Raw genomic sequence first — 13,510 nt, 5'->3', positions numbered from 1 at the left:
GTTAAGAACAAATGGCATTAGATTTAAAAAAGTATGTGGCTAGTATTCCGGACTATCCCGAACCTGGAATCATTTTTCGCGATATTTCACCACTGATGGCTGACGGGGAAGCTTACCGTGAAGCGACTGATCAGATCGTGCAATTTGCGCGTGATAAACATGTTGATATGATTGTCGGGCCTGAAGCACGCGGCTTTATCGTGGGTTGTCCAGTGGCCTATGAATTAGGCGTTGGTTTTGCACCTGCTCGTAAGAAGGGTAAGTTACCACGCGAAACGGTCAAAGCGACTTATGATTTGGAATACGGGCAGTCTGCACTTTATTTGCATAAAGATGCAATTAAGCCGGGACAAAATGTGCTAGTTACTGATGATTTATTAGCAACTGGTGGGACCATCTCAGCAACGATTCAAATGGTTGAAGAATTAGGCGGTAACGTGGTTGGGACGGCTTTCTTGGTCGAACTCAAAGAGTTGCACGGCCGCGATAAGATTAAAGATTATGATATGTTGAGCTTGATGCAATTTTAAAGCCAATATTAAAAGCTCCGAAGGATATACTCCTACCAAGGTAGACAAGCAAATAATTAAAGCTTGTCTATTGAGGAAGGAGTATTTTTATGGGCCAAAAAGGTTCGAGGTACAGTCTGGAAGAGAAACTCTTTTATATTGGATTGGTAAGAGATGGTGTATCAGCCACGTCAATCCATAGGGAGTACGGTGTTCATCACTCACAAGTGGCACAGTGGATCATGCGATATGATGACGGTGGGCCAGAAGCACTGAGTGGTCGTCGATATCAACACGCGTACTCAGAAGTGCTTATGCTTGAGGTGGTCCAAGCATACCTAGCAGGCGGCACTTCATATCCACAACTAGCCAGAAAATATGGTATTCCAAATCATTCCATTATCTATCAGTGGGTTAACCGGTATACTAGTGGTAAACCACTCAAAGCCACTAGGAGGCCCTCCCCAATGAAAGACGGTAGGAAAACCAATCAGATTGAACGAATCGAAATTGCACAATGGACCATTGCCAATGAAATGAACTACGGTGCCGCGACCACTCACTTCAATGTGTCTTATGGTCAAGTGTATGCCTGGGTCAAGAAATTCAAGCAAGGCGGCCCCGACGCACTCGCAGATCGTCGAGGTAAAGCTAAAGAAGATAACGGTAAATTGACTGAATCAGAACTTAAAGATCTTGAAATCAAACGCCTTAAAGCACGGCTAGAACGTGTCTCTACGGAGGTCGCGATATTAAAAAAACTCCAAGAGTTCGAAAGGATAGATGCACTTCAGAAGAAAAATATCAAACCGTTCAAACGCTCTCACAAAAAATGAATCCCGACACTAAGCGACCGTATGGCATCAGCTTTATGTGTAACTATGTCGGAATCTCTCGTGCCGCATACTACAAGTGGACTCACCGTGCAGTAACCGCTCATGAGCTTGAGAATGACGTGATATTAAACTACATTATTGCGCGTGAAGAAGCCCAAAACTACATTTACGGCGTCCGTACTATGACAATGTACATCAACACGGAGACACCTTACCATGTAAGCCAAGGCCGAGTTCGGCGTATCATGCGTAATCACGGTATCTACTCGTCAATTCGAGTGGCCAAACGCGACCGCAAGGCAGAAAAGAAGGAATATATTCTCGCCAACAAATTACTCTGTGAAGATGGTAGTCATGACTTTACCCCTGAACGGCCGAATATTACCTGGGTGACCGATTGTAGTGAGTTACGATATGGCACAAAGATGGCGCAACGCCTGCGCTTAAGTGCCGTTAAAGATCTTTATGACGGTAGTATTATCGCATGGCAAATTGCAAGTACTGAGACGACCCAGCTTGTGGTCGATACGATGAAGCAAGCTCTAAAAACAACTCATGGTGTCAAACCTGAGATTTTACACTCTGATCAGGGATCGGCCTACACATCAGGTGCATACAACACGTTACTAGCTGGAGAAGGTATCGTGCACAGTATGTCTCGTCCTGGAACCCCAGGAGACAACAGTCCGATGGAAAGCTTCTGGAGCCAATTTAAGACCGAGGAGTTGGCATTCAAGCAACCACTCTCCGAAATAGAGCTCATTAACATCATCAAGAAGTACATCAATTGGCATAACACAGCAAGACGTCAATTGACACTAAACGGCATGACCCCGGAAGAATACCGGAATCATGCCGTTCAAGAAAGTGCATAAGATTTTAATTATTTAATTGTCTACTTGACACGGAGCAGCTCCGAATGACGATTTATCAGTCATTCGGAGCTTTTTTGCTAACCCTTGTTTTGGTCGTTAGTTGGCTTGGATAGTCAGTGATTCTTTGGTAGCCAAGCCAAAAAGACTAACAATTGCATATTCTAATTATTGCCACTTTTCAATGAGTAGTTTAACCTGACGCTTGTCCGTTGACTGAGGATCAGGATCATTCTTTTCAGCATCGCCAAGCAATTTGATCAAATCTAAGCGCAACTGGTGCTCGCCTGCCGCTGAAAGGTTTAGGATCGCGTTACTGAAAAAAATGGCTGACTTGTCAGGTTGCTTGCGGGTCATCTCTTCCTGGTAGGCTTCGGTAAAGTCGTGGTTCAATAGCATGATCCATTGTAAAACTTGTTGGACATGGGCTTGAGTCCACGTGTCGGAGATGTCAGTCAGATCAGTATCGAGACCATCAAGATCTGCCAATTCCTGTGGCGTCTCATGGGAGAGGTGGGCACTGGAATAGTAGTTTTCAGTTAGATTTTTAACCTGAACTTGATTAACGATGGTTAATAAGTCGGCATCCTGCATTTTGTTGATGGTGTAGTACAACTGATTGTTGGGAATTTTAGTTTGGGCCGAAATTTGCTTAGTTGTTAAACCAGTTTTAGATTTGGTGGCCTTTAAGATAGCGGCCACCTTGGGATCGGCCATTAACTTTGCAAACTGAGCCAGTGTGTTTTTGGGCATGTTTTTCACCTCAATACTAGCTTAACCATTTGACAAATAGAAATCAAACGATTAAAGTTGCTTTATCATTTAAATTTATTTAAGCGATAAATAATATTAAATTGGAAGTGGCGTTATGAAAAATCTAGGCCGTAATCGAGCGTTTGTCACGTTAACAGTAGCTGATCTTTTTGAGACAATTGGTACCAGCCTATTTAACATTATTCTATTAACGTACGCGCGAACGTTTGCACAAGCAAATTTGATGGTTTCACTAGTTTCGGTGGCTACTGTGCTTCCTGGTATTTTTGGTATGCTTACTGGTCGATTGGCAGACTCGCAAACCAATAAGCGGGGGTGGTTAGCAGGTTTGAAGTTTGTTCAAGCGGCATTATATCTCGTGTTAGCGCAACTTATTACTGAAAAACAGGTCGGATTGCTGTTGATTATTATTGTCATTAATTTGTGCTCAGACGTGTTGGGGATGTTGAGTGGCAGCCTCCGAATGCCATTATTACAAGCTAAAGTCGCGTCTGAGTTACAAGAAGAGGCCTTAGGGATCAACCAAGGCATCGGAGTGTTAATGCAGACGATGGGCCAAGCGTTGGGTGTCAGTCTATTGGCCGCAACGGGCGATTATCGTCTCGCGGGATATTTGAATGCAATCACGTTCTTGATTGCCGGTCTGGTGCTACTGTCTGGGTATGAAACGCTAAAATTACCTTCCGCAACTGTCACCGTGACGTCGACATTTCGTCAACTGCTACGACAAGTGCGACAAGCAATGGAAGCGGGGGTGCACATGAACGTCTTGGCGCTATTGGGGAGCGTCTTGTTCTTGAATGCGGTGGGTGCAAGCGTCGATGCACTATTGAATTTATACTTGATTCACCGGGCGACGCAGTTACCATTTTCATTCGGAGTCGCAATTCTTGTGATGAATACTGCTGACGTATTTGGATCGGTTGCAGGGAATTTGTTGCATACAGGTTACTTTCAGAGGTGGACGTTTCGTGGTGTCATGTTAACTACCGTCGTGGCGTTTGAGGGTTTATTTATTAATCTGTTGTTTTGGCAAAACTATTGGGTAGTGGTTACAATCATGATGATTGGGGGATTTTGTATGGGACAAGCAAATCCTAAATTGATGGCGAGTTTATTGAAAGTGGCCGATCAAAGTATCGTTGGGAGCTTAGGCGGCATCATAAATTCATTGGCGACGATTTCGATTCCAATCGGCAGTGTTGGATTGGTCTTGTTGGATAATATCGTGAGCCCAGAAGCGGCTTATTTGACGGCCATGGGATTACTGTTAGCTTGTGGTGGTTGTCTGTTCATTCGCCGGTGACGAAAATTATAATTGTGTTATACAAACAGCTGCCACCATGCTAAAAAACCGCTTGCCCAGATTACCGGCAGGCGGTTTCGTTAGTCTCGAATCAGATTAAGCATTGTCAGTGGTCAAATCTTCGGTGATAAAACGAACTGCGGTACCATATGCGGCAACCGATTGCATATCCTGACTAATGGAGCCGGTGTCGAACCGCATCATCACAACGGCATCCGCACCCATGGCACTTGCATTATCGCGCAACCGATTGACCGCGACATCGCGCGACTCTTCGAGCATCTTGGTGTAATCCTTGATTTCGCCGCCAACTAGGCCCTTTAAGCCCGCCCCAATGTTACGGACCAGATTCTTAGATTGAGTGGTTAGCCCAAAGACTTCACCGATAACTTCATAGGGGTGCCCCGGAATATTTTCAGTGGTCGTGACCAGTAATTGTGTCATTGACTGAACCTCCTTTTAAAGATATTGTAATCATAGCATAATTCGTATTGAAATAGGCCAGCGGAGACTTTGATGAGTGGTCTGGTTTACAGGAAACGAAGGAGGCAAAATATGACAGCTTTAGAAAGAAGTTGGTTTGAAGAAGCGCAGCAATCCATGCACGGCTGGGACTTTAGTCATCTGGCAGGCCGGTGGCAGACTGCGGACTTGCCGTGGGATTACGCTGCCCTCGTTCGTGAGTATCTAAGTGCCGATGATCGGTGGTTGGATATTGATACGGGCGGTGGTGAATTGATGGGGCGTTTTAACCATCAGCCAGCGCTAACGGCGGTGACCGAGGGGTGGCAACCAAATATTGAGTTGTTGAAGCAAACGGTGGTTAAAAAGGGGATAACATTATATCCAGATGCCGCCGAACAGTTGACGGCCGTACCAAATTCGACATTTGATATTGTAACGAATAGTCATGGTGCGATGCCAGTGAAGCGAATTGCGGAAGTTTTAAAGCCGGGGGGCCGATTTGTGACTCAGCAAGTTGGTGCGACCAATAATTATGCGTTGTCACGATTCTTTGACGAGCATTACGAACCGGCGTATCCTGACAATCAGTTGTTGACGGTAATGGCTCAAATGCAGGCTGCGGGATTTGAAATTCTGCGGGCTGAGCAAGCCTACGCGGCCCTGAGTTTTACGGATGTTGGCGCAATTGTCTATTATGCCACGGTGATTCCATGGGAGTTTCCGCATTTTGACGTGGCACGGATGCTTCCCAAATTACATCAGTTACAATCCTTACTGGCCATTAATGGTCGCGTCACGACGTTTGAAGACCGATTTATGATTATCGCTCGTAAACTGGCTCGTCGTGGTTAAGGTTGCGAGGGGGCATATTAATCGGATTGGCACTTAACAAACGTAATCGCTTACGAATTGTAGCTTAAACGTTGGATTTGAGTATTCAGCGCTTGTACTTAACTGCGCACTGCCTATAATAGGCGTTATTCCAATCGGTTATTTCATTGGAATAACGAGTTAGGGGGGAGCGTCATGCGGATACGTCGACCGGTTCGGTTTTATCGCTCATTTTGGTTTTGGTTAAGCGTGATTTTTCTATGGGTCTCAACTGCCGGTTTTCCGAAGACTTTAGTGACAGTGGGGGATGTACTGTGCTATGGCATTTTATTTTTACTATCATGCGTGGGTATTCTTGGTTCGTTCTTTGTTTTTGGTCAAGCCGCACGTGAACAGAAGTAATCGGGTATCCGTTGGCGAGGGCTGACGGATATTTTTTGTGGAAAATTCTGAATAAATATTTGTTCTGAAAGCTAATTATGCTATACTTATTAAGTACCACATGGAGAGTTGGCAGAGTGGTAATGCACCGGACTCGAAATCCGGCGAACCGGCTAATACCGGCGCGCAGGTTCAAATCCTGTACTCTCCTTATTAAAGCAGTAGAGACCAGATACAAAAAATAAGAACCCCGACAAATCAACTTTTGTCAGGGTTCTATTTTTTAGAAAAGGCTAGAAAGGAACCAAAGGGAGAGCCGATTGAGATGAGCCAAGCCTTAATATTTTTTTAAACGCTGTATACCTTGATAACAAGGGAATAACAGCGGTAGCACATGCGAACTATTAATTGAATCTTGCGAGCACAGAAAAGCTAATTGATCCTCCTTCTTTTGATCTGCAGCAATTAAATGGGCATAGACATTACAAGTATTGAACTGCTGGTGTGAGGTGGGCATTTAGAAATGTGCTCCACATTGACATTCTTATAAAGTAAATAATTTGCGTGAGTATGATGAAGTCCATGAGGCTAATTATTTTGATGCCAAAGAAGTGTGATATTGTTTTAATAGCAGAATGCTTTTTGACTACTCTCGTTCGTTGCCTTACAATTGCAACTCTGAAAGAATGGAATCAGCATTGACGTGAGTATTGGTTTTTATCTTCTTTATATTGGCATCAGTAGCTACCAATTGTCAACTTGCAGAATGACACCTTGGACAGATAAGTCCGTGAAACTACATCATACTTTTTTCAATACGTGGCAAAATTGTTTCAAGTAATTGCATCACGCGTAATGAGAAAATAGAGGTAGAGGAGAATGATTCAGTTGCTTGGATATGTTGGCATAGCAGATAATATTACAATTACAAGTGATTGGCATGCTGAAGATGAGTGGTGGGATATTTTTTTACAATCTCGGGCGATAATTTTTGCATAGTTATATTAGTTTGGAGGGATAGTACGTGCTTTTATTTGGTTTAGAAATCGGCTCATGGGCTGATTGGGTAGGTTCCGTCAGTACACTTGTTGCGGTTTTAATTGCACTGAGTCCGTGGTTCAAAAAATTAAAGAAAAGTGATTTAGCATTTCAAATTTTGGTTAACCCCCCCGAAGAAAATCAAGGGATAGTAGGTTTTACGCTTGACATAATCAACCCGAATGGCCGACTAGAAGTATTTGAAATTGATTCGTTTCATATAGGATATACAGAGCCGTATGGATATTATAAAGCAAATTTTGAAATTTCGGACTTCAATCTAAGGCCTTTTAGTCGTATACCAAGTGGGTATTCTGTACCATGTCCTGGTGAAAAACGGAAAATTAATGTCCTTGGAAAACAAGGATTTGTTCGTATGCTTGATGTACATGATGCAAGAAGATACTTAGTTAAGATGGTCGGTGTTACGAAAAGAGACAAAGAAAAGTATTTCAGTGCGAGTGTTTTTGAAGTAGATTCGGCAAGTGTTAGAAATATTAGTACAATCACTAAAAAAAATATAGATGATGAAAGCTTTGATAAATTGATAAAAGAAGTAATTAACGGAATATAATTTTAAATTAGCATACGCGTGGTGTTAGTTCATAATAACAACAAAAATCCAGGAGCAAAACTAAAATTACTATCTTAGTCGCAATTGAGATTCAGCCATACTACGACCGAGATTGTTTGCGGCATTAGATTGTCGTTCCAAAAGAAAAAGCGGCTCCCAATCTTCCGTCTGCCGACTTTTAAATGGTGCTTATTATGTTGCCTGTCACTTTTCACTTGCGACTGACTTAGTGAACTAGTCACTGCCCAGCAAATGAGTAGTATGCGTGAGCGTGACATGGTGCAAGCCTTAGCTAAGGAGCTAGCAGCTACAATACGCGGCGATTGATTAAAATAGAAGCCAACTACTTTCATAATCAAACGAAGCTCAATGAATGGAAACGGCGCGGTGTTAAAACGTACCAACTGGTTGCTGTGCTAGATATGCGGACTTCACAAATTTGTCGAAACATTGATGGACGAATATTTAATGTGAATGAAGCGGAAGTAAACGTGAATTTTCCATCGTTGCATCCGGATTGCCGAACTGTCGCAATCATCTATTTGTCAGATAGCAAGTCCATGCTACCACAGACGGCTAACGAGCCAATTACTGGTAAAAAACTCAAGTTGAAGTCTGATGCTACTTATCAAGATTGGCGCCAGGCTTTCGATAATTTGGATAATCAAGTTGGCAATTGTCGGTATGATTCTACCCAGTATATGAATACAAATGGATTATAGGTGCAGACACTGTACCCGCAACATTCGAAGATTTCCAGACAATGAAGTATAATGACAGGTGATAGTTACCAGAACCTATTGAAAGTAGCGCGCGAGGTTTGACGCGAACAATTTGCATTGAACAATTTACACAACTTTGGTGTACGGTGTTCCGTATCAACGGGAAGCTAACTCAGGTTTTGACCGTTATGCCGATGGGCAATCAGTTGTGCGAAGGTATTATGGTAAAATTGGAAAGGCTCGGCTGGACATTAATGTTACTGACCATGCTGGTGCTAAAATGCATCCAATTGCACTGCATGCACATACTTGGAGTTACAGTGAGCAAGAGGAGGGAAAAGTGTAGGTTCATCGTCCTCCATACTATAAATTAACCCTTGCAGAAAGGATTGTGAATATTGATGATACTAGATAAAATTGATCCGTATTCGGACAAACTTCAGTCATTGGAACAGTTACGAATGACAATCGAGATTGGAATGGATATTCAGATTAAAATCAATGGTGTTGAATGGTACATTGGTTTTGACAGTGAGGGCAAACGTATCATTTCTAAAGATAATGGTGATTTTGATTATTACTTCAAAGATACTGACGATGTTGATGAGATTCTTAATTATGTAATTGATGGTAAGAAAATCCGTGACCAATGGCGAGATATCGTTATTGTTGCAATGTAGGGCGTTCAATCATTTTGATTGGGCGTTTTTTAGTGCGACGGGAAAATGCGATGAGTAAAGATAATTCGGATTTAATGCGTTACACCGAGATGGCAATGAAGGGCTTGACATTTGATGCTGACACGGAATAAGGATTTAAGCTTATGACGGATGCCTTTTTAACGTGCTATAAAGAAACTACTTTAGCAAAAGATGAACTTACAGATGGATGGTGGTGGCGATGATAATGGAGCTACGGGTATTGATCGAGGCAACGATAAGGACGGTGCTGACAAAGATGGTAAGGGAGGTACTCCGTTTAAACCGTTTGCTAGCGAAAAGGACTACGACCAGATGACTGACTTGAAAAAGGTTGACTATGAAAAGAATCAATTGAACCAGGCTTTTCATTTAAGTGCTTGATATTTGTACGCCATCCAAAACGTCAAAGTTAGTATTGTGCGACATCAACTTATCGAACAGACTGAGTAAGAATTACGGGATAATGTGTTAGATCAAGTGACTTAGGCTAACCAAGTAGGATTATCTGATTCCAAAGAAAGTCGTCTATGAGCTGATGGTAATCATAGGGTTTTTTAAACTTCTATTGGCTCATATCAGGGCTAGCTTGTACGTCACTTTCAATACTGTAATGACCAAAATCCTCCAGGAACAGTACAAAGAAACGGCTTCACCACGTTTAAAAACCGCGGTGAAGCCGTTTGAAGAGTAATTAAAATCATATTCTCCCATTCATCAACTCGACAAGTACAACATGTTGTGCGTTCCAAAAACATCTTTGGTTTCAAACATCAGAGCCAATGATTCGTCACTAAAACTTAGTAACCTGACCGGGTTGCCTGTGCATCTTTTCTTGAGCGAGAACGATAGAAAAACACATATCCAAGACTGATTAGATAAGCAAAACAAGAGAGTATAAACAGACCAAGATGGCGTGATTCATTCGAGATAGAAACTTCGACTTTATTAGAACCAGCTGGTAACTTCGTTTTGAGCTGTCCGCCAGAGTGCCAGAACGTTGTGTTGTTGCCGTTAACGATTACTTGATAGTTCACGTGATGGTAGCCGACTACGGGCAATTTAACAGATCGTTGCTGTTTAAGCGTGATATTAAAGTTAACAGTCTGATCGGTTGCACGAAAATGGTTAAATTGGCGTGCACCTTTCCAATCAAAAGCGACTTTTCTCCAGTTTTGTTGAAGTGCAAGCTGAAAGTTTTGATTGGTTTGAGGGTGGAAACTAGGATTCGTACGAACCGTGTCCTTTTGAATGTGATAATCAGGCATGGTCATGTGATTAACATTTGCTAAATAATTACGCCCAGTCAAATGTCGAATTAAGCGTCGTTTGACTAGTGTCGTCGGTTGTGTATGGTGCTGCGCCCAGTGAAAGTCTTGGGCGGCACGTTCATGAATTTGTGTCACACCGCTAACACCGATAAATATGATCACTAATCCTGCAAAAATAGTTGTTGCCGTTGAATTCCAATTGACTTGATTTAAAAATAGAATTAGGCCGATCATTATTAGAAGCGAGACAATGGTCAAAATGCGCATTGTAAATTGAAGCAGACTGACTGGCGTGGTTGCAAAGTGTGGCCAGTTTATCCAATTCTGAGCGAGTATCCAGAGACTGAGCGCACCGATTGTCCAGTAACGCCATTGCCCTGTGGGATGCGAAAATAACTGAGCCACTAGATAAATAAGTAGGAGGGTTACAGCCAATCCCATATGGGCACCAGTACTTGATTCAGTAATATCATTGTTCAATAGGTTAGTTAGCCCGTATGAAGGATTCATTCCCAGCAGAATTGGTGTCGGCGTGACCAGTTTATTGTTCAAACCCCAAGTTATAACATTATATAATGAATAACTGGCCATTAATATGCTAATTACTGCACTCAATAAGAGCTGTTTGAATTCTCGTCGTGTGAATTTGCGGCGGATGATGCGAATCAGTTCCAAAACCGCAATTAAAATCGTAAAGAGAAGCAGCGATAAAATATGTGAATTACCGACTAAGCCCATTCCGATAGCCAGCCAAACAATCCCTAGTTGGTCGTTTTTCCAAATCTTAAAGAGTCCAAATATGACCAGTGGCAAGAAGGCGTATCCAAAGGCCTCACCAATTGCCACTCGAGTGAACATCAACTCAAAATGATATGAATTAAATTGATAAGCAAGGACGCCTAACCATAACACCAAGCGATTTTTTGACAGCGACTTAGCCAACCAGTATGCGTTTGTGAGGGTGAAAATATTCATCAACAGAAACCCAACGGCTAATCCCAACATGGGGCTTTGAAAAAGAAGTCGTGGAATGACAAAAATTAGCAAAGTGGGCCAAGGATACATGGCATTTACGGCAATACCGTGGTTGTCAAAGCCGATAAAGTTGATTAGGCTAGGAAAACGCCCGGATCTCAGTGCCTGGTATAAGGACTCAAGCCGCGCTAGATGAACTTGACCGTCGCTATTGATTGCGAAGAAGTGGCCACTAAATGCTGGATAGGTTGACAATAGTGCCAGGATTATTATTGTGATTGTCACAAGTGCCATGTGTGTCTTTTTTCGTGAAAGTGTCATTGCATTAATATCCCCCAGAGAGCGTTTAAATAATAATTTCATTCATAATTTTTAACTTCGTTCGAATGCGGAAACGCATACGACCATACCAGTTTCCCGATATGGTCGTATGCGTCTCAGTCTAGATTGAGAAGGTTACTTCTTTTCTTGCACGATATAGTGCGGCCGGTGTTTTGATTCGATATAAATCTTACCAATGTAATTGCCGATAATTCCGAGACAGAACAGCTGAATACCACCAATCAAGAGCAAAATCGTGATGGTTGAGGCCCAACCACTGACACTGTTATCGAATAATATTTTACGAATAATAACAACAAATATACTGATAATTGAGATCAGTGATAGCAAGCCACCGGTGAAGGTCGCAATCTTCAAAGGAACGTCGGAAAAGTCGACGATGGCGTCCATTGAATAATTGAACAGCTGCCAAATCGACCAGTGGGTTTCGCCAGCGGAGCGGGGTTGATTTTCGAACTTCAAATAAGTGGTTCGGAAACCGACCCAGTTAAAGATGCCCTTAGAAAATCGGTTATATTCAGGCAATTCCAAGATGGCATCAACCATTTGACGTGTCATTAACCGGTAATCGCGGGCGTTGGGAATAATTTTTACTTTTGAGATTTTGTTGACGACCGAGTAAAACGAGCGTGACAAGAATGACCTGATCATTGGTTCGCCGGCACGATTTTCCCGCATTGTACCGATGCAGTCGTAATCACCGCTTTCAAGCATTGCCAACATTTTAGGTAATAAAGTCGGTGGATCTTGTAGATCAACGTCCATGACGGCCACGTAATCACCAATGGTGTGTTCTAAACCGGCTAATAAACCAGCTTCCTTACCGAAATTTCGCGAAAAGGAGACGTAGTGAACAGTGTCAGGATGGTCGGCATTTAAAGTCCGTAGTACGTTCAAAGTATCGTCAGATGAGCCATCATTGACGAAAACATATTCAGTAGTGATATCCTTGAACGATTCTGGATTATCTGCTAGGACTTTTTCAACGGTGTTATAAAATATTTCAATCGTTGGTTCCTCGTTATAGCAGGGAACAACGAGACTCATAGTTTTCATAGTAATTGTATCCGACCTTTTTATGGTTTTTAGAGTAACCTATTGAATTAGGGTGCTTGATATTAACGGAGCACCAGCTATATAAAAGGCACTTACTGATCAATAAAGATTTAAACCAGTATGAATATCATAGCTTGAATTGAGGTATAAAGCAATCAAATATCAAGGCACAAAAATTGTAATGACGTGCTTGCGTACCCCCAATTCTAAGGGCGCCAACCAAACACCAAGTTACCCAGCTCGCTCACCGTACCGGCTGGAGCGGTTTACAAAACAAAACAGTTTCTGTCAGGCACAGGAATGGCGCTGGCAAAAACTGCAGAAAAAAGGTCCTAGCGGGTTACGCTTGAGCGTTTGGATGAGATTGTCAAGGTGTGTGTGAACAATACTTAACAGTCTCACGCTTTCAGCAGGTGACGGAAGTGTGTGGCGATTAACAGCTACAAGGTGGTGATGACAAAGTGTCAGTTACTTGCGAGTGTGATCGAGCCACTTGCCTGAATACGATTAAGTCGATAGACAGCGATGGTGACACCGTCTAATGATCCAGAAAGTGTACCCAAGATCGTCAGCGGTGAAACGGAATCGCCCACGCGCACTTGCCAGTCACAGGTGTTTTGGAAGTATGGCGTGTCGATACGCAACTCAATATAATGTCCGCTGAGTGAATTGATCACGAGACTTGACGGTGACAGGCTGATGATATCCCCGTCGAGCGGGGCATTGATTACTTGGCTGGTTGGTTGCACGGCTAATACCCCGACCTGCTGAGGTGAGGTTGCCGCGGGCATCGCCGTATGAGTTCCGGCGACGGGTGCCTGAAGACTATTTCGTTGTTGACGACGTGAAAACCACATGGA

Annotated in this window: 16 protein-coding genes and 1 tRNA gene; 12 read left to right on the top strand and 5 right to left on the bottom strand. The window is 42.8% G+C overall.

Annotated elements, in window-relative coordinates; genetic code table 11:
* Window positions 1-11: 11 nt before the first annotated feature.
* From V7R88_RS08025 to V7R88_RS08015, 3 genes are all read left to right on the top strand, one after another.
* Window positions 12-530 (top strand): adenine phosphoribosyltransferase, encoded by a 519-nt coding sequence (locus tag V7R88_RS08025; protein WP_003640768.1) that lies wholly within the window; start codon window positions 12-14, stop codon window positions 528-530.
* An 89-nt stretch (window positions 531-619) separates the two neighbouring features.
* Window positions 620-1,345 (top strand): helix-turn-helix domain-containing protein, encoded by a 726-nt coding sequence (locus tag V7R88_RS08020; RefSeq protein WP_072535594.1) that lies wholly within the window; start codon window positions 620-622, stop codon window positions 1,343-1,345.
* The gene (locus tag V7R88_RS08015) at window positions 1,342-2,220 is read left to right on the top strand and encodes an IS3 family transposase (RefSeq protein ID WP_222848374.1); all 879 of its coding nucleotides are present in this window, start codon (window positions 1,342-1,344) and stop codon (window positions 2,218-2,220) included. The genes V7R88_RS08020 and V7R88_RS08015 overlap by 4 nt, the downstream gene beginning before the upstream one ends.
* 165 nt (window positions 2,221-2,385) lie before the next feature.
* Here V7R88_RS08015 and V7R88_RS08010 read toward each other — a convergent pair whose 3' ends face one another.
* Window positions 2,386-2,970, bottom strand: coding sequence for a winged helix-turn-helix domain-containing protein (locus V7R88_RS08010; protein ID WP_057716924.1), 585 nt, complete (start codon window positions 2,968-2,970; stop codon window positions 2,386-2,388).
* 115 nt (window positions 2,971-3,085) lie between these two features.
* Between V7R88_RS08010 and V7R88_RS08005 the strand changes: the two genes are divergently transcribed.
* Window positions 3,086-4,297, top strand: a complete 1,212-nt coding sequence (locus tag V7R88_RS08005) for an MFS transporter (protein WP_003640766.1) — start codon at window positions 3,086-3,088, stop codon at window positions 4,295-4,297.
* A 96-nt stretch (window positions 4,298-4,393) separates the two neighbouring features.
* Here the strand turns inward: V7R88_RS08005 and V7R88_RS08000 are convergent, their stop codons facing one another.
* Window positions 4,394-4,741, bottom strand: coding sequence for a heavy metal-binding domain-containing protein (locus V7R88_RS08000; RefSeq protein WP_003640765.1), 348 nt, complete (start codon window positions 4,739-4,741; stop codon window positions 4,394-4,396).
* 111 nt (window positions 4,742-4,852) lie between these two features.
* Between V7R88_RS08000 and V7R88_RS07995 the strand changes: the two genes are divergently transcribed.
* The 8 genes from V7R88_RS07995 (at window position 4,853) to V7R88_RS07960 (ending at window position 9,390) form a co-directional block, all read left to right on the top strand.
* Window positions 4,853-5,614, top strand: a complete 762-nt coding sequence (locus tag V7R88_RS07995; protein WP_054396524.1) for an SAM-dependent methyltransferase — start codon at window positions 4,853-4,855, stop codon at window positions 5,612-5,614.
* A 174-nt stretch (window positions 5,615-5,788) separates the two neighbouring features.
* Entirely contained in the window at window positions 5,789-5,995 is a 207-nt protein-coding gene (locus tag V7R88_RS07990) for a hypothetical protein (protein WP_003640763.1), read from the top strand.
* 102 nt (window positions 5,996-6,097) lie between these two features.
* Window positions 6,098-6,185 (top strand) — tRNA-Ser (locus tag V7R88_RS07985).
* A gap of 813 nt (window positions 6,186-6,998) precedes the next feature.
* Window positions 6,999-7,586 (top strand): hypothetical protein, encoded by a 588-nt coding sequence (locus tag V7R88_RS07980; RefSeq protein WP_057716925.1) that lies wholly within the window; start codon window positions 6,999-7,001, stop codon window positions 7,584-7,586.
* A gap of 323 nt (window positions 7,587-7,909) precedes the next feature.
* Entirely contained in the window at window positions 7,910-8,308 is a 399-nt protein-coding gene (locus tag V7R88_RS07975) for a minor capsid protein (RefSeq protein ID WP_225588483.1), read from the top strand.
* Between the two features lie 139 nt (window positions 8,309-8,447).
* Window positions 8,448-8,654, top strand: a complete 207-nt coding sequence (locus V7R88_RS07970) for a hypothetical protein (protein ID WP_260354196.1) — start codon at window positions 8,448-8,450, stop codon at window positions 8,652-8,654.
* Window positions 8,655-8,709: 55 nt separating this feature from the next.
* Entirely contained in the window at window positions 8,710-8,988 is a 279-nt protein-coding gene (locus V7R88_RS07965) for a hypothetical protein (protein ID WP_225588482.1), read from the top strand.
* A 192-nt stretch (window positions 8,989-9,180) separates the two neighbouring features.
* Window positions 9,181-9,390: a hypothetical protein gene (locus V7R88_RS07960; RefSeq protein WP_143142895.1), complete on the top strand. Its 210-nt coding sequence runs from the start codon at window positions 9,181-9,183 to the stop codon at window positions 9,388-9,390.
* A 416-nt stretch (window positions 9,391-9,806) separates the two neighbouring features.
* On the opposite strand, the gene V7R88_RS07955 is transcribed toward V7R88_RS07960, so the two are convergent.
* The 3 genes from V7R88_RS07955 to V7R88_RS07945 all read right to left on the bottom strand — a co-directional run bounded on the left by V7R88_RS07955 (window position 9,807) and on the right by V7R88_RS07945 (window position 13,507).
* A complete protein-coding gene (locus tag V7R88_RS07955; RefSeq protein ID WP_143142915.1) occupies window positions 9,807-11,615 on the bottom strand; it encodes a hypothetical protein in 1,809 nt (602 codons plus the stop codon).
* Between the two features lie 93 nt (window positions 11,616-11,708).
* Window positions 11,709-12,650, bottom strand: coding sequence for a glycosyltransferase family 2 protein (locus V7R88_RS07950; RefSeq protein ID WP_054396528.1), 942 nt, complete (start codon window positions 12,648-12,650; stop codon window positions 11,709-11,711).
* A 464-nt stretch (window positions 12,651-13,114) separates the two neighbouring features.
* A complete protein-coding gene (locus V7R88_RS07945) occupies window positions 13,115-13,507 on the bottom strand; it encodes a hypothetical protein (protein ID WP_057716928.1) in 393 nt (130 codons plus the stop codon).
* Window positions 13,508-13,510: the final 3 nt, after the last annotated feature.

This window comes from Lactiplantibacillus argentoratensis, assembly GCF_037290055.1.
Lineage (GTDB): Bacteria > Bacillota > Bacilli > Lactobacillales > Lactobacillaceae > Lactiplantibacillus > Lactiplantibacillus plantarum.
Note: the sequence above shows the minus strand (reverse complement) of the source record. Positions and strands in the feature narration are given on the sequence as shown.